General features: G+C 45.7%; 13 protein-coding genes. 12 read left to right on the plus strand and 1 reads right to left on the minus strand.

Annotated elements, in window-relative coordinates; all coding sequences use genetic code 11:
- Positions 1 to 13: 13 nt before the first annotated feature.
- The 11 genes from HQN88_RS29460 to HQN88_RS29510 all read left to right on the plus strand — a co-directional run bounded on the left by HQN88_RS29460 (position 14) and on the right by HQN88_RS29510 (position 19,131).
- Positions 14 to 1,726 (plus strand): sensor histidine kinase, encoded by a 1,713-nt coding sequence (locus tag HQN88_RS29460; RefSeq protein ID WP_173119155.1) that lies wholly within the window; start codon positions 14 to 16, stop codon positions 1,724 to 1,726.
- Between the two features lie 26 nt (positions 1,727 to 1,752).
- Entirely contained in the window at positions 1,753 to 3,375 is a 1,623-nt protein-coding gene (locus HQN88_RS29465; protein ID WP_173119156.1) for a response regulator transcription factor, read from the plus strand.
- A gap of 105 nt (positions 3,376 to 3,480) precedes the next feature.
- Positions 3,481 to 5,178 (plus strand): type 2 periplasmic-binding domain-containing protein, encoded by a 1,698-nt coding sequence (locus HQN88_RS29470; protein WP_173119157.1) that lies wholly within the window; start codon positions 3,481 to 3,483, stop codon positions 5,176 to 5,178.
- Between the two features lie 501 nt (positions 5,179 to 5,679).
- Positions 5,680 to 6,774, plus strand: coding sequence for a peptidylprolyl isomerase (locus tag HQN88_RS29475; RefSeq protein ID WP_173119158.1), 1,095 nt, complete (start codon positions 5,680 to 5,682; stop codon positions 6,772 to 6,774).
- A gap of 131 nt (positions 6,775 to 6,905) precedes the next feature.
- Complete coding sequence (locus HQN88_RS29480) at positions 6,906 to 10,877, plus strand: Ig-like domain-containing protein (RefSeq protein ID WP_173119159.1); 3,972 nt, start codon at positions 6,906 to 6,908, stop codon at positions 10,875 to 10,877.
- 217 nt (positions 10,878 to 11,094) lie between these two features.
- Complete coding sequence (locus tag HQN88_RS29485) at positions 11,095 to 12,375, plus strand: ABC transporter substrate-binding protein (protein ID WP_173119160.1); 1,281 nt, start codon at positions 11,095 to 11,097, stop codon at positions 12,373 to 12,375.
- An 80-nt stretch (positions 12,376 to 12,455) separates the two neighbouring features.
- Positions 12,456 to 13,352 carry a carbohydrate ABC transporter permease gene (locus HQN88_RS29490; RefSeq protein WP_216855873.1) on the plus strand — a complete coding sequence of 299 codons (897 nt, stop codon included), beginning with the start codon at positions 12,456 to 12,458 and terminating at the stop codon, positions 13,350 to 13,352.
- Positions 13,349 to 14,194: a carbohydrate ABC transporter permease gene (locus HQN88_RS29495; protein ID WP_246320520.1), complete on the plus strand. Its 846-nt coding sequence runs from the start codon at positions 13,349 to 13,351 to the stop codon at positions 14,192 to 14,194. The genes HQN88_RS29490 and HQN88_RS29495 overlap by 4 nt, the downstream gene beginning before the upstream one ends.
- A 93-nt stretch (positions 14,195 to 14,287) precedes the next feature.
- Positions 14,288 to 15,115, plus strand: a complete 828-nt coding sequence (locus HQN88_RS29500; protein ID WP_173119161.1) for a response regulator transcription factor — start codon at positions 14,288 to 14,290, stop codon at positions 15,113 to 15,115.
- Positions 15,112 to 16,818, plus strand: coding sequence for a cache domain-containing sensor histidine kinase (locus HQN88_RS38495; protein ID WP_173119162.1), 1,707 nt, complete (start codon positions 15,112 to 15,114; stop codon positions 16,816 to 16,818). The genes HQN88_RS29500 and HQN88_RS38495 overlap by 4 nt, the downstream gene beginning before the upstream one ends.
- A 1,035-nt stretch (positions 16,819 to 17,853) precedes the next feature.
- Complete coding sequence (locus tag HQN88_RS29510; RefSeq protein ID WP_216855874.1) at positions 17,854 to 19,131, plus strand: glycoside hydrolase family 16 protein; 1,278 nt, start codon at positions 17,854 to 17,856, stop codon at positions 19,129 to 19,131.
- Between the two features lie 74 nt (positions 19,132 to 19,205).
- On the opposite strand, the gene HQN88_RS29515 is transcribed toward HQN88_RS29510, so the two are convergent.
- Positions 19,206 to 19,655 carry a protein-tyrosine phosphatase family protein gene (locus tag HQN88_RS29515; RefSeq protein WP_173119163.1) on the minus strand — a complete coding sequence of 150 codons (450 nt, stop codon included), beginning with the start codon at positions 19,653 to 19,655 and terminating at the stop codon, positions 19,206 to 19,208.
- A gap of 202 nt (positions 19,656 to 19,857) precedes the next feature.
- On the opposite strand from HQN88_RS29515, the gene HQN88_RS29520 reads away from it, so the two are divergent.
- Complete coding sequence (locus HQN88_RS29520; protein ID WP_173119164.1) at positions 19,858 to 20,667, plus strand: substrate-binding periplasmic protein; 810 nt, start codon at positions 19,858 to 19,860, stop codon at positions 20,665 to 20,667.
- Positions 20,668 to 20,680: the final 13 nt, after the last annotated feature.

Raw genomic sequence — 20,680 nt, forward strand, 5'->3', positions numbered from 1 at the left:
AGGAGGTTGTGCAATGAAGCGGCACTGGCCTATATTCCTGAAAATCAACGGTGTCATCCTCATTCTATTAATTCCCATTGTCATTCTATTTGCGTATTTCAGCAGGACCAGCTTTCAGGTTATTGATTCACAGATTACGGCGTACAACGAAAGTCAGCTGCAGTTTCTGAAAAACCAGATTGAAGTAGGTGCCGAGCGCTTGTCCCTTTCCTCCAGTGTTTTGGCGCGTGACTCCTCCATTTTGAAGCTTCAGACGAGCATTCTAACGAAGGATTACTACGGAATGATTGACTTTCAAACACAAGTAAAAGAAAAACTCTTTCTACAGAGCTTCTCCAGCAATTGGACCAATGATTTATCCATCTATTTACCCGATACCCAAAGAAGAATATCGACAAATCCGAATGATCGCTACGATCAGAGTGTTCTTGAAACGGCTGATAACGGGAAGTGGCACTTCCACCCGGGTGGCTCTAACGAAACACCGTACTATCAACTGTTTATCTGGGATCCGTACTTTTCTAAAAGCAGTCCACAGACGGTAAGTGCGATTTATGAGGTGCGTTTTGGACTAGATAATATTAGAAAAATGCTGCGCTCATACAAACGAGATAGCCCGGGTTACTCCTTCTTATTAACAAGCACGGGCGAGGCGTTCTCGGTTTCTGATTCACGGGAGGCCGACTTAGAAAAATTGGGAGAAAGACTTCTTAAGGAGGGCTTAAACGAAGGCGGGCATCGGAGCATACAGCTCGAAGCACAGAAGGCCTATTTGAGTTATACGCATTTGCCAAGTATCGATGCATATTTGATTGATTATGTCCCTTTAAACACGTTTCACGCTCCGATTATCAAGAGTAGAAATTTGTTTTATATCAGCATGTTCGTGCTGGTTCTGCTTGGATTTGCGACCTCGTATCTCTTGTATCTTCATGTGCAGAAGCCGATTTCCTTTATCATGAAAGGACTCAAACATATGGAGATGGGCGACTATTCGTTCCGAATTAATAAGCGGTTTCATAACGAGTTTGATTACATGATGCTGCGATTTAATGATATGGGGGATGAGATTCAACATTTGATCACCAATGTCTACGAGGAACAAAATCGTTCCCGCCTGGCAACGTTAAAACAGCTGCAATCCCAGATCAATCCCCATTTCTTGTACAATTGTCTGTCTTTCATCGCTGGTTGTGCCAAAGCAGGTTATACCGACACTATTAAACAAATGACGTATCATTTAGGCGATTATTATCGCTATACCACAAGAGTTGAGAATCAGATGCCATTATTAAAAGAGGAAGTTGATTTGGTTAATCACTACTTGAACATTTATTCGTTACGGCTGGAACGTCTTGATTATCAGATTGATATTCCTGCGGATATGCTGAATGAACCTGTGATGAGGCTTATTCTCCAACCGGTTGTAGAAAATGCGATTGTACATGGCATAGAACCCAAACCAGGACGAGGGACCATCATGGTCTCGGGTCGTCGCGAGTCCGATTGGAATGTGCTCGTTGTTGAAGATAGCGGTGTGGGGATGACGGATCAGGAGATAGATGACTATGTACAGAGTCTGGAGCGCCCTATGGATGAACATACAGGCTGCGGATTATGGAACGTCAATCAACGATTAGTACAACGATTCGGTCCAGATGCAGGTGTTATGATTACAGCTTCGAATCAGTTGTCAGGTCTCCGTGTAGCACTTCGATGGAAATGAGAATAAGGTAGGGAGGCTTGGTACCCATGATTCAACTTTTGCTGGTGGATGATGAACCCATGCTATTAAAGAGTATGGTTGAAAATGATTGGAGAAGTATCGGTGTGGAATACGTTTTTCAAGCGGCCTCGGGGCTGGAAGCCGTTGAGGTGCTAAAGAAAACGCCAATCGATATTGTCGTTACGGATATCCGCATGCCGGGCATGAATGGGCTGCAATTATGCAAACATATACAGGATCACTTTCCCCGTACCAAATGCATTTTACTTTCAGGCTATGGTGAATTCGAGTATGCGCGTCAGGCCATCATGTACGGCACAGTGAATTATTTGTTGAAGCCAATTAAGGACGAAGAGTTGATGGATGAGGTGTCTCGTGTGAAGACGCTCTTCCAGCAGGAATGGGAACATGTGGGTTCCTTGGAACGAGCCCGTCAGACACTTTATGTTCACCTGCCATTATTAAGATCCAATTTATTAAATAACTTGTTAACGGGAAGTGCCATGTCATCACACGCATTAGCTGAACGAATGAGGGAGTACCAGCTTCCGTTTGAACCTGGAATGAACTGTTCGTTTATCCTAGTCAGAATGGATGGCGGGTTTGGAGATAGGGTGGAGGATGACTATTTGTTATTCGAATACGCCGTCCATAATATCGCATGTGAAATTTTAGAGCCAGATTACAACGTCTGGTACTGTAGGGATACATTCGGGTATTTATGCTTTTTGGTGCAGGACAAAGGAAAAGGTGGATCGTTCGAACCCATAGGCGATAGAGGTTTAGAGAAATTGGCGTATGAGCTGCAGTTGAAAGTCTCAGCCTTTTTGAAGGGGCAAGTATCCGTCTTGATAAGTGATGAAGGGATATTTCCAGATGAACTCGCCCTGCATTATCGGAAATCATTGAATGAATTTCGCAAGGTTCCTCGAAGCGATAGGGAAATCATGATCATGTCCGGGAAGCCTCGGGTGCAATCGAGGTCTCTGCAATCCTTATACAGTCCACCAAGCATCCAACAACTATTAGAGGCTGGGCGGTGGGGGGATGTCCGTAACAAATTGAGTGAAGTTTTTGAAGAGATGAGCTCTAAAAAAATGGATACCGAAGAAAACATGATGGAAGTTATTTATACCTTGATGAATGCATTTCTGTATATTGCGCACCTGCAAGGCAAAACCTTGATGGAAGTATCAGGGTTAGAGACGGACATGTCGTCAGATCCACGATCTTTTAAGAGAGCGGACCAAGTCATGGAGTGGGCAGCAGGGGTACTGGAAAGCATGGAATCTGGCAGCATCCGTGAATTCAAGGACGGCAAAAACCAGCTTATTTCCAAAATTCATCGTTTTATCGAAACGCATATTGCACAAGATGTTTCCCTGCAAACGATCGCAGATCATGTGACCCTCCACCCAGTATATTTATCAACCATGTACAAGCAGGAAATGAAAGAAAATATCAGTGATTTCATCATGCGGTACAGGATGGAAAAGGCAGCCGTTATGCTGGGTTCAACAGATATCAAAATCTATGAGCTAGCAAGCCAGATGGGCTTCCAAAACCCGCCTTATTTTAGCAAACTATTTAAAAATTATTACGGGGTCACGCCACAAGAATACAGGGATCGGCATATCACTCAATCTTAACAATTTCATACACCATCTTAAAACTTTATCACTTACCCCGCTGAAAGCGCTGTATTAATATAAAGGTGCAACGTAATACAGCTTAAGGGAGGATCTTGATAGAAAATGGGTAAACAACGATATCTGCTTGCTCTTGCAGTGATTATGACGTTCTCTTTCGTAACCGCTTGTTCTCAAAGCACAAGTTCTGGCGAAAAGGGAGCAGAGAATTCGCCGACATCCGCTGCACAGAAGGGTGCTTCTGCTGAAGCCATTCAAAAGGGAACATACAAATTTGAAACACCAGTGACCATCACGACAGTTAAAGCCACTGATGCCACCATGAAGTTCAAGAACGGTGAGACGATGGAAAACAATGTGCACACGAAGTGGGCACATGATCAATTAGGTGTCGATTTGAAAGTTTTGTGGCAAGTACCCGGCGAACAATTCAACACGAAACTGAGACTGATGCTGACAGCAAACGAATCCTTGCCTGATGTGCTGACCACACAGGATATGACGTTGTTAGACGAATTGATTCAATCTGGCAAGTACCGAGATATCACAGCAGATTTCGAGAAATATGCTTCTCCCAAAATGAAACAAATCTACAACTCGAACCCATTGAATTGGAGCCAAGTCACCTACGGTGGTAAAAAAATGGCCATTCCGAACTTTGCTACCGCTGGGAATGACAACCCCGTCATGTGGATCAGACAGGATTGGCTAGATAAACTTGGTATGAAGGCGCCTAAGACATTTGAAGAGCTGGAAGCTGTCATGCAAGCGTTCTTGGAGAAAAAACCTGGTGGATCTGACAATGTGATTCCGCTTGGAGCAAGTTTAGGCTCTGGTGGATCTTCTCCGAATCCGTTTACTAGCTGGCTTGGGGAGACTTCGTGGGTATTTGGTGCTTTAGGCACGGTACCTTATCAGTGGTTGGTGAAGGATGGGAAATTGGTCCATGGATCGACGCTTCCGGCGATGAAAGACGGCTTGGCTAAGCTAAGAGATTGGTATAACAAAGGTTATCTATCAAAAGAAGCCGGCCTACATGACGAGAATAAATTAGCTGAATTGATTGCTCAAGGTCGCGTAGGTATTGTAGTGGCGCCTTCATGGATGTCGGGCTGGCCGAATACGGATATGCAGAAGAATGTGGCGGGATCCATCATGAAGCCGTATCCGCTGCCAACGCTGAATGGCAAAATAGAAGCCCGTGACACGACTTATTTAAGAGGCGGCCTATTAGTTAAAAAGGATTTCGAACATGTTGATGCGCTATTCCTATACTTGAATCGGATATTTGGTGCTGTAAACCCTGAAGAGGGCAGCGAGTTTGTGAATGGGTGGGCCAAAGATTACGATTATACAATCAAAGCAGATGGAACCTATTCTGTGACCGAAGCGGATATTCCGGGAGGCAAAGTTAGCCCGGCTAAATATTTGTTAATCGAACCGAAAGATCCATTTATCGGAATGAAGCTGAGAGCAGATGTAAGTAGAGGAAAAGCACCAGTAACGCCGAGTGAGAAGAAAATCGCAGTTAGCGGTCAGGATGGTCTCAAGGCAGCTGAGATTGTCGATGATGGCTGGAAAGCCGGTATCTATATTCCTCAAGCGTACACGGGTGCGAATACACCAGCGATGCAATCCAAAGGCGGAATTCTCGTCAAATTAGAGGGGGATACATTTATCAATATTATTTATGGTAAAAAACCGGTTACCGAATTCGATAACTTCGTGAAAGAGTGGAAGAGCCTCGGTGGCGATGATATGACCAAAGAAGTCAATGATTGGTACTCGAAAATGAAGAAATAGGATGATGGGGCCCGCTGGAAATCAGCGGGCTTTTTGACGCCAGAATGGATATGTTTTGGGTTTTAGCCGAGCTAAATAACTGGATTATTTGAAGCTAATTCAAGCGAAATCACGTCATTTCCCAAACTAACTGGATTTCCTCCCGTTATTTCAGGCCATTTTCGCCAAACGGGACATTTCGTGCAAAATTAGATGTAGGAAATCCAGTTAAACTCCCCAAAGGCTAGTTTTTTTTCGGAAATACATGTAGGAAATCCAGTTAAACTCCCCAAAGGCTAGTTTTTTTTCGGAAATACATGTAGGAAATCCAGTTAAACTCCGAATGCGCCACAATAGCTCCCCAATAGCGCCACCGCCTGGGAACCGTACGAGCAGAATTAGAAAGAAGGACGGCGTCGACGTTCATTTTATGAAAACCTTAACAAATTCCTAGGTCATCTTAAAACTTTATCTCTACCTCGAATGTAAGCGCTGTAATAAGATGAAGTAGGGGTGATCCTAGTGAAGTTTACGAAGAGGAAAGTCGTTGCAGCGACCGTTCTAGTTCTCTCGATTGTCGGAGCCATCGTCTTGTATGCGTCAGTGGGGGCTGATTCGGGTCAGACTTCGATTGCGATGGTGAATGGCAGTGTGATCACAACGCAAGAATTCAAGAGTGAGTTAGAGAAGCAAATAACTTCGGTCATAGACTACTTTTATCAGTCAAAAGGTGTGGCATATGGGAAGAATTTCTGGGAAACGGATTATAATGGCGAGAATCCGGAAGAGACAGCAAAGAAGAGAGCCTTAGATGAAATTATCAGACTCAAGATTGAACTGGAGCTTGCCGAACAGCATGGTCTGATACAAGGGACCTCCTATGAGGATTTGCTCCATGAGATGGATAAAGAAAATAAGCGAAGGTTGGCCTCCATAAAAGCTCGTGAGCCCATCTACGGCCCCGTTCAATTGGATGAAAGTACTTTTATGAACGAATACATTAGCAAACTGCGGACGCAATTGAAGGAAACGCTATCCGAGGATGAACTGAACGTGAGCGAAGAGGAATTAAAGCGGCATTATGAGCTTCTTAAGGATAGTTTGTTTACGATGGAGGACAGGATCAGATTTCAAAAAATCTCCGTTTCTTATAGGGAAGATCTACAGAGCAACACGAATAATTCAAAGAAGCAATCCATCAAGAAACGAATGGATGCTATCAAACTTCTTTTGGATCAAGGAAAAGAGATGGATCAAGCAATAAGTGAACTGCAAGCCGAGAACGATGCATTCATGCTCCGATTTACCGAGGAGAATTTGAATAAGGATACCGCTGGCACCTATTTCAAGTCTCAGGCAGTTCTTTATTCCGTACTTGCAAATAACTTGGGAGTTAATCAGGTCAGCTCTGTATTGGATGAGACGATGCAGGGGGAGTATGTTCTTGTAAAGGTCGTGGATCGAGAAAAAAGTGGCTATAAGAGCTATGACGAGAGTAAACGTAATGTGTGGAAAAATTATGTGGACACCGCATACGGTGACTATTTGGATAAGCTCATTCGGGAAGCTAAAGTTAATATCGATGAAAGCACTTATAAAAAGATTCATGTTCATTAAACGTTTTTAACATTATTCTTGGAAGCGGTTACTTGACCTCGAGGGGGAGTCACCGTTTTTTAAGATAAACATTAACCGTACTATTCTCATGTGATTAGAATGGTTAAACAAGACTACAAGGAGGATAAGTGATGAAGAAAACGAAAGGGTCCAGGCTATTAAGTTTGCTTCTGGGAATCGTTGTCTTGGTAACAGGCTTCCTACCAATGGCCGCACCATCAACGGTTTATGCAACAGGTTCTGTCTATTATGTGGATTCGATAGGCGGCGATGATGCGAACGCTGGAACAGCTTCCGGATCAGCTTGGCAATCGCTGAGTAAAGTCAACAGTACCGTCTTTGAGCCTGGCGACGCCATTATGTTCAAGGCAGACGGTGTATGGACGGGTACGCTTTCTCCCCAAGGCTCAGGGACTGAGGGAAATCCTATTACCATTGACATGTATGGTACCGGCCGTAAGCCATTGATCGCCGGGGCTGGCGCTGCAGCAGCAGTCTATTTTAACAATCAAGAGCAGTGGGAAGTCCGAAATCTGGAAATAACCAATGATGCGGCAACGAAGGCAGTACGCAGAGGCATACATGTGGATGGCACCAGTGGCGGCTACAGTAATCCTAGAGTTTTTAAGCATTTTCTTTTTGAAAATCTAGAGATCCATAACGTGAAGGGAGATACCGCTACCGATTATGCCCATAACGGCGGAATTATCGTCTGGGGAACGAACTGGGATTATCATGTATCCGATGTTGTGGTGAATAACAGCAAGATATATTCCGTAGATAGCGTCGGCATTTACATTTACGGTGCGCAGAAGAGATATGCTGCTGACTCTAAAGTAACCAACAACGTCATTTACGATGTGGGTGCAGATGGCGCGTTCATCTTGGATACGACGAATGCGCTGATCGAAAACAACATCGTGCATGACACGCATGTAAGAGCCAACGGATATCATGTTCCGCTTTGGGTCTTTTCAGCGAAGGACGCGTTGATTCAGAACAATGAAGTTTACAATACAGCGCCGGGCGGAGACGCGATGGCTTATGATGCGGATTACAAGAGCGACGGGACCATTATTCAATATAACTACAGCCATAATAATGCTGGCGGCGCCTTCTTGGTTGTCAATGATGGTACGGTTGCGAGTAACGCCAATACCAATACGACAATTCGCTATAACATTAGTCAGAATGACAGCGGTGCTGTGTTCAATTTCAGTGGAACGCCAGATACTACTCACATCTATAACAACACGGTATATCTGCCTAGATATTCGAACACGAAAGTGGTGGATTATTTAAACTGGGGCGGTTACGCCAAAAACACGTACTTCACGAACAATATCATTACGAATCTCGGAACCGGCGGCTACAATTTTGCCGGCAGTACAAATAATGTGTTTGATCACAATCTGTTCTATGGCAACCATCCCGCCAATGAACCGACGGATGCGAATAAGATTACGGCGGATCCGCTGCTTGCCTCTCCAGGTTCTGGCGGTATAGGTAAAGATACGGTTGTCGGATATCAGCTTCTTTCTACATCCCCGGCTATTGGAGCGGGTAAACTGATGACGAACAACGGAGGCAAGGACTACTTCGGCAATCCGGTGTCGGCCGTGCAAGTGCCGAATATGGGCGCTTACCAAGGTTCAGGACTGGATCCTAACAATCTCCCTCCGCTTCCACCACCGCCGGTGGAGGAAAATCTATTGAAAAATCCAGGATTTGAAACGGGTGATTTCACTAATTGGCCCACTCATTACAATGGGGCTACCATTGAGAGCAACAATGCCCTTACCGGCACTTATGCAGCTAAGCTTACAGGGAATACTGCGGGCGTTGAGCAGACCATCAGTGGATTGTATCCAAATACGATCTACAAATTGTATGGAAATGGCAAGAGCGTAGGCGGTGGCGATGCCGTCTTTGGCGTCAAAAATTATGGCGGCAGCTCCAAAGATGTGCATATGAGCACTACCAGTTATGCGAGGAAAGAGCTTACGTTCACGACGGGCAGTACCAATACTAGTGCAACGATATATTTATATAAAAGCGGAGGCAGCGGTGACGTTTACTTCGACGACTTGGAATTAATCCAGTACAGCGCATCGCCGGGTGGACCTCTTGAACCTGATCCGGTATATACAGAAGGTACTGATGATGAGTTCAATGATGCTGACGTCCATACACAATGGCACTGGACCCGAGAGAACCCAGTGAAATGGTCGCTGAGCACGAACCCGGGGTATATGAGAATTGTTAGTGAAAACGGAGATATCGCGGGCGGAAGTGCCGACGCCAAGAACATCCTTCTCACGGGTGCGCCTGAAGGAAACTGGGCTATTGATACGAAGCTGGAAGGCAAGCCGAATTCACAGTGGTCGCAAGGCGGATTGGTCGTGTATGTCAATGACGATACCTATATCCGGATGACCCGATTGTATGGTAGCGGCAATCAGTTACAGTTTGACGTTAAGGTTGGTGGTGTACGTACGCATATGGAGGTACCGGATACGATTGGGTCGATGGTATCTTATCTGCGAATTGTTAAGTATGGAGATAAGTATGCTGGCTATTATTCAATAGACGGTGTCACTTATACCCAGATAGGCAACACAGTAATTACTAGCCTTGATGATCCCAAAATCGGTCTCATTGTGTGTGGGGGAACGGGGCTTACCGCGGATTTTGACTATTTCCATATACAAACGAGTGGTATTACGGAACCGCCACCACCACCGCCGCCTGTCCCTGTCGCAGTGTCTGGTGTCACGCTGAATAAATCCGCAATGAGTCTGAAAGTCGGAGGGACAGCCACATTGTCAGCAGTTGTATCTCCTTCTAATGCTGCTAATAAAGCGGTGACATGGAGCTCGAATAATGCCGCCGTAGCGCAGGTGGATGCGAGTGGAATCATTACTCCTGTTAGTGAAGGGACAGCTTTGGTTACTGTAACCACTGTAGACGGTAACAAAACGGCTGTTTGTTTCGTAGAGGTTGTGTCTGCGAGCAATTTGCTGAACAACCCTGGATTTGAGACAGGGAATTTTACCAACTGGCCATCCAATTTTAACCAGGCAGCCGTTGTAAATACGAACACACATACAGGAACGTACGCTGCCAAGTTGGCAACCGCATATGGGGGGATCGAACAAATCGTAACGGGACTTACACCAAATACGACGTATACGCTCTCTGCATGGGCTATGGGTATTAATGGTGAATTCGGCGTAAGGGATTTTGGAAGTTACAAACGCCAAGTCTATATCAACTCGACGGCTTATACGAGAAATGAGATTACGTTTACCACAGGCAGTACAAACACGAGCGCGACCATTCTCATGTACAAACGTGCTGCGGCAGGCGAAGCTTACTTTGACGACTTTGAACTTATTCAGCAAAGCGTACCTACTACGCCGCCACCTGTCTCGGTAACCGGAGTTTCGCTGGATCATACTGGATTGAGTCTAACAATTGGCGCAACGGCTGCCTTGTTAGCCACTGTTGCACCATCCAATGCCGCTAACAAAGCGGTGAGCTGGAGCTCAAATAATCCCTCCGTGGCGACTGTGGATGCGAATGGCATCGTAACTGCCGTTAGTGTGGGGAGCGCTTCGGTAACCGTGACGACAGTTGACGGAACCAAAACGGCCGTTTGCGTTGTGGAGGTTGTACCTGCAATTCCTACAATTAATTTGCTGAACAACCCGGGATTTGAGACAGGAGATTTCACGAACTGGCCATCCCATTTTAACCAATCCGCCATCGTGAATACGAACACTCGTACAGGGACGTACGCAGCCAAATTGGCAACTGCCTACGGGGGAATCGAGCAAATTGTAACGGGACTAACGCCAAACACAACGTATACGATCTCTGCATGGGCCAAGGCGGTAGGTGGCGGGGCCGCACAGTTCGGAGTGAGGAATTTCGGTAGTTACCAACGTCAGGTGTATGTAAATTCTACGGAATATACAAGGAAAGATTACACATTCACTACAGGAAGTACGAACACCAGTGCGACAATATTTATGTATAAACATGTCGTGGATGGCGAAGTCTACTTCGATGACTTGGAGCTTGTTCAGGTCAACCCTTAATCTGCTTCATGTCATAGATGAAATAAGTAAGTAAGCCAAAGAGGTTGGTTCTTGTACATTCTTATGTACGAGTAACCAGCTTCTTTTTTCATGTCAAAGTTATTTTCTCATAGCATTCCAAAAAATCTTAGATTTTGTGCATGCCAACTATCCGATATACTGAGAATCAGAACCGGTTCGAACGATCAGAATGAACATATCACGGGAGGGTCATCCGATGAAAAAAATATCGAATTTGTTTATATCTGTAAGTTTGGCGGCTTCCATGGCGCTCACAGGTTGTGCAAGCCAAAATGCAAGCGATACCAAAGCGACAGTGGCGCCAGTTGCCAAGCAAGAGAAAGTGAAAGTAAGAATGGCTTACTGGAACAAAGAAGACAGCGTGAAATCGCTGCTAGATCTGATTAAGCAAAAGCTTCCGAATATTGAACTTGAGTACCAATTTATCGATAATAAGCAGTTTGACAATATTGTCGCTACTCAGTTAGCTGCACAATCGGGTCCAGATATCATTTCGGTGAGCCCACCGACCAGCGCCAAGTATGCGAAATTGGGGTATTTGGCCGATCTGACTTCACTTGCGGATCGCTACAATGAGGCAGGCAAGAACGTGTATACCACAGACGGCAAATTATATGCGCTGCCCGGGATTAGTTGGTTTGAAGGGATTTTTTATAACAAAGAGATTTTTGATAAATTAGGTTTGAAGCCGCCTACCACGTTTGATGAAGAGTTGAAATTGCACGAGTTATTGAAGAAAAGTGGTGTGAAGCCACAAGCTATGGGTGCGAAGTCCTGGGAGCCGATGATGAAGTCTTCGATGGGATTTGTCATGAATGACTTCTTGTCCAAACCAGAGAACAAAACGTTCGATGTGCAATACGGCTTAGGTCAAAAAACACTCGAAGGCAATTGGAACAGTGCACTGGAGAAATGGACGGAGCTAATCAAGCAAGGCTACATCACACAGGATATGCTTGGTGTCGACTATGATCAAGCGCTGGATGAATTCGCGACAGGCAAGGCTGCAATGTGGGAGTCTGGACCGTGGGCGATGGAAGCTATTAAGAAAAAGAATCCGAATATCAAAGTTGATATGTTCCCGTTCTATGGCTCCACACCAGGAGCAGGCTGGCTAATTGGAGGTCCAGGTGCAGGCTTTGCTGCTAACAGTAAATCGAAGAACGCGGATGCTGTGAAGCAGGTACTGGATTTGATCTCCACACCAGAAGGACAGAAAGCTTTCTGGAACGATAACAAGGGTGGCAGCAGCTACTTGAAGGGTGTCGAATTTGAGATGCCTAGCGAATACGAGAGTGTGAAAGCGACCTTCAAAGCGGGGAACGTCTATGCGCCGTGGAACAATTGGGGCGAAAATGCGCAGTCCATTATCGAGGATTACGGGAAGCACTTCCAAGAATTACTTGGTGGAAAAAGTGATATCAGTCAGTCTCTCAAAGCGACGGATAAGAAGACTGCTGAACTGGTAAAGAAATAATAGGAAGGTAATTTCATACTGAACCTACGGCGGTCCTTTGGCAACACCAAGCGGCTGCCGTACGTTTTCTAGAGAGGTTGATGGCTGTGCGAATGAAGCTGCTGCGTAGAGAGCTGAACTATGGCTTGTTGATCTTGCCTGCGCTTGTGTTCTATCTCGTGTTCGCCGTGTATCCGTTCCTATCGATGTTCTATTATAGTGTGACGGATTACTCGATTTCGAAAATGACCAAATTGAGCTTTGTAGGCTTCAAAAATTACGAGAGTATTTTCAATAATGATTTGCTGCTTGCTGGCTTTAAAAATTCACTCATTTATGCCCTTTTAATGACGGTATTTCAAACGGTCTTCGGTCTTGTGTTGGCCATTTTTCTAGATCGTAAGCTGTTCACGCGTAATGTGCTGCGATCCGTATTTTTCCTGCCTGCTGTATTTAGCCCGCTGATCATTGGATTCCTGTGGAATTATTTGATGTCAACGTCCGATTTTGGCCTGATCAACAAAGGCTTAACTTCATTAGGATTAGCTAAAATTAATTTCCTCGGCGATGCCGATCTAGCGCTGTATTCCGTTGTACTCACACAGTTGTGGCAATGGACGGGGTGGGCTATGGTTATTTTTTTGGCGAATTTGCAAAGTATTCCGAAGGATTTATATGAAGCTGCCGATATTGACGGTGCCTCATCGTGGATGCAGTTCTGGAAGGTGACGCTGCCGCTTATGCAGCCTTCGGTCAATGTTGTTGCCGTAACCGCCATGATTGGCGGACTCAAAGTATTTGATATCATCCTTGCCCTCACAGATGGAGGACCAGGGAATGCGACACAGACGATTATGACAGCCTATATCAAGACGTCTTTTAATGAAGGCTTTTATAGTAAGGGAGCAGCATCAGGTGTTGTATTTTTCCTTGTTGTTATGTTGATTACGACAGCCATGATGCACGTACTTGGGAAATGGGGGAAGCGAATTCAATGAACATGAAGCTTTCCTCACGTGAGAGAGCGGTTAATGGAGCTTTCGAAGTACTGTTAATCGCGATTGCTGTCTTATTCTTTATCCCTGTGTATTATCTGATCGTCACGACCTTCAAAACACCAGACGAAGCAACATTCAGTCCGTTGTCTTTGCCCAATCATTTTAACGTGGATAATTATATACTGGCATGGAAAACGATGAGATTCCCGCGCGTATTTCTTAATACGATCATTGTGACTGGTGTATCCGTTATCGGTATTATTGTGCTTTCTTCAATGGCGGCTTATGCTTTAGCACGGAGAGCGCATGCTCTGAACAAGTTTATTTTCTACTTATTTTTAGCGGGTATGATGGTTCCGTTTCAAATGGGACTAGTTAGTTTGTATAAGCTCATTAACAGCCTAGGGCTGATGGATAACCTCTTAGCGGTCATAGTAGTAAATATTGGTAATGGTTGTGTGATCGCGATATTTCTGTTTCACAGCTTTATCAGCACCTCTGTACCACTTGAGTTAGAGGAGGCCGCTTTTATCGATGGATGCTCGGTACAGGCGACGTTTTGGCGAATTGCTTTCCCGCTGCTAACACCGGTAATTGCGACTGTGGCGATTGTCACGACACTGAATGTGTGGAACGATTTTATGAATCCGCTGCTATTCCTGCAGTCACGTGACAACAACGTTATTTTGCTGGAAGTGTTTCGGAATATCGGGCAGTTTTCAGTTGATTGGACCAGCTTGTTTCCGATGCTGCTATTAGGTGTAGCGCCACTGCTTCTGTTTTATTTACTGATGCAGAAGTACATGATTAAAGGTGTAGCGGCTGGAGCGCTCAAAGGATAGGGCTTCATGATGACCTTCCGTGTAATCCGCGGTCAAAATTGTTTTGTACGCATAGGATCCCGTTTGATAAAATGGAAGCAGGGGGGATTTCACATGTTCCGCATACTAATCGCAGATGATGACAAAATTGAGCGGGAAGGGATCAAGTTCCTGATGGCCAAGTACGAGTTCCCTTTTGAAATGTTGGAGGCGAAACACGGCAGGGCTGCCTTGGAATTACTTCAAGCAAATGATGTGGACGTGCTTCTCACGGATATCAAAATGCCCTTCATGGACGGGCTTCAACTGGCGCGGGAAGCTAGAGCGCTGAAGCCACAGCTCAACATTCTGATTCTCAGCGGGCATGGGGAATTTGACTATGCGAAAACAGCAATCTCCCTGCAGGTGTCGAACTATTTGCTCAAGCCTATTGAGCCAGAAGAATTTCATACAGTCATTGCATCTGTCGTACAGCAGCTGAACGAGGAGCAATTGGCCAAGCAGAAGCAGCAGGACTGGCAGAAGGTTTACGAAGCGGGACTCGTCTATCAGCAAGAGCAGCGGCTGCGTAATTTGATCCAAGACAGCGCTGATGATGATCCGGAAGCAGACTCCCGTAAACGAGCGATAGAAGATGTGCTGCGCATTATTGAGAAGGAATACGAGAAGGATTTGAGCTTGGATTATTTGTCCAAAAGCGTTCATTTATCCGCCAGCTATCTCAGCCATACGTTCAAAAAAGCGACAGGCGTTAGTGTCGTTAAATATATTACGCAATATCGCATGGAGAAAGCCAAGTATTTGCTTGATCAAAGCAATTATAAGATTAATGACGTTTATAAAATGGTTGGGTTCTCCGATATGTCCTATTTCGGCCTGACGTTCAAACAGAGCTTCGGCGTCACGCCGAAACAATATAGGGAAAAGGTGCGTCTGCCGTGAAGCATCTTCTTGCCTATTTTCGCAACAGTACGGTCAGGAAGAAGCTCATTATTACGTATCTCGTCGTGATTATTATCCCCATTCTCGCTTTGGGAATCTATGCGTATCAATCGTCCAAAGGTTATCTGAAAAAACAGCTTATGATTGGCATGAACCACACGGTTAGCCAGACTGCTCTTAATTTGGACCAGAAGATGGAGAAGTCAGGTAATTTCATTTCTTTCATGGTGTTTAACCCTATTGTGAAAAAGGTGACGGGCTCCGAGCTGCCGGATATTCTCAGCTATACCAAAGAGCTTAACGACAACATCGAGCCGACGATTTGGTATTATATTAACATTAATCGAGAGATGAAAGACGTTCTCTTTTACTCGGATTACACGGGCAGACAGATCGGCAACTTCATCTATCCTAGCGAGGCTGTCCGGCATACGGCATGGTATGAAGATGCTAAGAAAGCGAGTAAGACACAATGGTACTACGATCAGCAGCAACAGGTGCTTTTTGCTACACATAACATTCAGAAGAGTGACAATAGCACGTTTGCTGGCGTTTTGTACGTGAAGATCGATTACGATAAAATGTTTGAGAAGCTCGATCAGGTCTATGATGGGGAGTACGGTATTCTAATTACGGACAGCAACCAGCAGGTAATTTATGCGGGAGAGGAAGCTTCCACATTAAGCGAGAAGGCAAAGGGAGACATCGCTGCGCAAGCGGAGGGGCAGTTCCGTATGCAGGGCAAAGAATATTTAATGACGCGAAGCTCCTTGAGTAATTCGGGTTGGACTTTCACGTATTTTATGCCGACGACGAGCATGATTGTGGATACGAAGGATATTTTGAAAGCAACGGCATCCATCATCCTAATTTGTATATTGGTACTATTATGCGTCATTTGGTTGTTCTCACGAACTTTGGTACGGCCGATTCATGCGTTGAAAAAGAAGATCAGTATCGTGGAGAATGGCAATTTCGATGTGCCGATTGTCGCTAATGCGACAGACGAAATTGGGCAATTGACCCAGAGCTTCGCCGACATGGTGAAGAAGGTTCAAGACTCAATTCAGGAGACTGTTCAAGCACGCATGCTGGAAAAAGAGGCAGAGCTGAAGGCGCTCCAGGCACAGATTTCTCCGCATTTTTTGTACAATACCTTGTCCATCATTAACTGGAAGGCCGTTCAACGGGATGCCATGGACATCAGTGTAGTAGCCAATGCGTTGTCTAAATTTTATCGGACGAGCTTGAACAAAGGCAATCACCTCATTCGCATTCGGGATGAAATCGGCAATATTCAAGCCTATCTGGCGATCCAGCTCATTATGCATGACGATGAATTCGAAGTCGTCTATGACATCGCTGAAGCTGCCTATGACTGCGAGACGGTCAATTTTATTTTGCAGCCCATTGTCGAGAATGCGATCATTCATGGATTGGATGAGAAAGAAGAGGGAAGCAAGATTCTTCGAATTGTGGTCGAATTTGCAGGTGATGAGATCCATTTTACCGTGCACGATAATGGAAAAGGCATGGAAGCCGCAGTGCAGGATCGTTTGCTCCATGGGGAAGGCGGCGGGTATGGGCTGCGTAATGTGCAGGAGCGTATTCGGCTTTACTTTGGCGCAGCTTATGGTCTTACCGTAGAGAGTGAGCTCGGTCTCGGGACGACAGTACGAGTCGTGATTCCGATGAAGCGATAGTGAAAACTAGAGAGACAGCAGGAGGGGATGTGGCCTTCCTGCTGTTTTTTATGCTTCCGCGGAGGACGTAGGGGAGATAGTCGGAATAATCGACTATCTCGAGGAAGTAGCGCATCGAGCGGCCATCGCGCTCTAGCGCCCAAAAAAAGTGCGCAAGGAAAGCCGCCGAGCCGGCCAAAGCCCGCTAGCGCACAAAAAATGTGCGCAAGGAAGCCGCCGAGCCGGCCAACGCCCGCTAGCGCACAAAAAATGTGCGCAAGGAAAGCCGCCGAGCCGGCCATGGCACGCTAGCGCACAAAAAATGTGCGCAAGGAAGCCGCCGAGCCGGCCATGGCACGCTAGCGCACAAAAAATGTGCGCAAGATAAGCCGCTGTGCCGGCCATGGCACGCTAGCGCACAAAAAATGTGCGCAAGGAAGCCGCCGAGCCGGCCATCGCGCTCTAGCGCACAAAAAATGTGCGCAAGGAAGGCCGCCGAGCCGGCGATCGCGCTCTAGCGCACAAAAAATGTGCGCAAGATAAGCCGCCGAGCCGGCCATCACCCGCTAGCGCACAAAAAATGTGCGCAAGGAAGCCGCCGAGCCGGCCATCGCGCTCTAGCGCACAAAAAATGTGCGCAAGGAAAGCCGCCGAGCCGGCCATGGCACGCTAGCGCACAAAAAATGTGCGCAAGATAAGCCGCCGAGCCGGCCAACGCCCGCTAGCGCACAAAAAATGTGCGCAAGATAAGCCGCCGAGCCGGCCAACGCCCGCTAGCGCACAAAAAATGTGCGCAAGGAAGCCGCCGAGCCGGCCATCGCGCTCTAGCGCACAAAAAATGTGCGCAAGGAAGCCGCCGAGCCGGCCATCGCACGCTGCCTTTTATAACCCAAAAAGACCGAATTATCGTAGAAATCCAAAGAATCTTAGATATTTTGGATGAAAGGAATCGCTATATAATGATGCTGTAAGCGTTTGCTAGAAATGAATAAGGAGGGCATTTTGTAAGGGGAATCTTGTATTTTAGTAAATCCGAGTGAGAAAGGAAATGTGAAAATGATGAAAACCAAAGTGATTAGCCTTTGTATGATGCTTGTTGTTCTGCTCTTCACGTCTCTACTGCCAATTCATGTATCTGCTGCCGATTATCCTGCTAACCCCATTACCAAAACAGGTTACACCCTTGATTTCCAGGAAGAGTTCAATGGAACGACGTTGGATACGAATAAATGGCTTCCCTACTATCTTCCCCACTGGACAACGCCAACGAATCGGGAATTAGGGGCTAAGGCGCGATTTACCATTTCCAATGGGGCGTTGCAAGAGCGCATCGATGCGGATACACCGGCATGGAACCCGACTTACGATTCTACGGTCAAAATATCAAGTATACAGACGTATGAGAAGGATAATTGGCATAAATTCAACGGATCTATGCCGAATGATCATCATGAAGCTGATTTTAACGGATACAGCACGATGTATGGCTATTTTGAAATGAGAGCCAAAAATGCAAATGTTGGCGGAGGCGGACATCAGGCCTGGTGGATGGTTGGTACGGAGGATACTAGCAGCGCTTCGGCCAATCCCGAAATTGATATTGTGGAGACCTTCGTTTCGAAACCCAACACGTGGCGAATCGCAGGCTATGGCTGGGGGGATCCTAATTTTCTGAGTAACTGGACGTTATATGAAGATCCGGTTCCGAGCGGCGATCAATCCTCCGAGTATCATATCTATGGGATGGAGTGGACGCCTACTCAGCTTAATTTCTACTACGATAACCAGCTGTACAAAACGATAAATGATGCGCCTAACATGCCGATGGGGATGATACTGGGGATTTATACCGATGCGGGTTCAGGTGTGCATAATAACGTGTGGCCCAAAACTTGGAGTGTTGATTATGTCCGCGTTTGGAAGAAGAATGGCGGCTATCCGACGCCGTATTATCGCATCAAAAATCATCAAACGGGACTTTATATGCATACGAACGCGCTCACGGGGAACGTAGAGTACGGCAATGTACCTGCGACAGATTATAGCTCCCAATGGTCCAAAGAAACGACGGAGGGCTATACCCGATATAAGAACAGATCAACAGGCCAATATATGCATCTGGAGAATCAGAACGGAAGTATTCAGTATGGCACTGTGCCAACTACGTATTGGAGTTCCCAATGGACGGAGGAAGCTGTGTCGGGCTTTACACGAATTAAGAATCGCTGGAAAGGAACCTATATGCACACTGAAGATAATACGGGTTTGGTGCAGTATGGAAGTGTTCCCACCACATATTGGACGAGTCAATGGACCTTTGAACCTGCCAGTTAATAAGGGTAATCAATGCTTCTAAATTGTAAAACCAGCTAACCCACTGCAAGGGTTTGGCTGGTTTTTTGTATTCTTTATGTGTTAAATAATTTCTCAATCGCCTCACGTTGCGCGGGTTTAATATTGACTCTGGCGCGAATGCTTTTGGCTAGTGCTTCAGCTTCTTCAATGGTTTGGCTTTTGCCTAATGTAATCAAAGTACCCACCGCGACAGCACCCGTTCTGCCGCCGCCACCAGCACAGTGAAATCCAACTTTTTTACCGTTGTGATAGGCTTGGGCGACGTGATCAATAGCTTGTTGAAATAATTGGTCTTGGGGTCCTGTCGTATTGTCTCCTAGCGGGACTTGAATCCATTGGACATCATCATCGGGATAAGCGCTTTGTGTAGCTTCGCCTCGCAAATCCACGATGACTTCAATGCCTTCATTTTTAACCATATCCTCAACATCCGAAGCTCCGCCAAAATAAATCCGATCCTCGACTAATGCTTGATAGTTTTTATGTGTATTGACCTCATCCATGCGGGACATCTCCTTAAGCGTAATTAATGCAGCTTCTGTGGGAAGCGAAGTGATGAAATAGATCTTGTCATTATATACCCATTCACATAGAGGTTGAAAGTATAGGAATTGAAAACGCTAAAGCCGAGTAAAGAAGCTGTATAACTGTCTGCATATTTACAAATAATACCTATGTTTACCTAATGAGGAGGGTATGGATGCAATGAATGAAGGCTATAGAAGCAAACGAGGAATGGTCCTCTCGATCACCCTGTTAATAGCCCTGATCGCTTCAGGATGCACGCAGAATAAAACGGTCAAAGTTGGTATCGAGGAAAATTTCCGCCCCTATACGTTTATAGATGGAGGCGAGAAGAAGGGCTTTGAGGTGGATTTATGGCAAGCGATCGCCGAAAAGTCGAAATTGAAATATGAGTTAGTTCCCATGGAAATGGGGGAATTGAATAAAGGATTGAAATCTGGTGATATTGATTTGGCCATTGCGGGGAAGACAATTACGGATGCACGCAGCAATGATCTTGAGTATTCGGATCCTTATTTTCAAACAAACTTAGTGATTCTTACTGCTTCAGAAAACTCAGCTATCAAAGGGAAAGATGACTTGGTCCAAAAAGCGATAGCGACTGAAAATGGATCACCTGGGTTCTACTTTGCGAGTGAAATTCAAGGGGCGAAAATCCACGGCTTTTCAAAAATCTCCGATGCCTATGCAGAGTTAAAAAGTCATACAGCAGACGCTGTTATTGTGGAGGAACGCAATGCCCAGGATTTTATTAAGAACACAGCCCAAGGGTCCGTGAAAATAGTAGGAGAGCCGTTCAATAAAGATAGTCTTGCTATTCTTGCCAAAAAGAAAAACAAGTACCTCGGAAGAATTAACGAAGCGCTCCAATCCGTATCCAAAGATGGCACTTACGAAGACCTGTATACGAAGTGGTTCACAAGCAAACCTAAAATGATGCCGAATAAAATCAAAAAAGAAGTGGAACACGACTTGCAACATGAAGCATAATCATACGTGGAAA

It is taken from the genome of Paenibacillus qinlingensis (assembly GCF_013204845.1).
In the GTDB taxonomy this organism is placed as follows: Bacteria; Bacillota; Bacilli; order Paenibacillales; family NBRC-103111; genus Paenibacillus_E; species Paenibacillus_E qinlingensis.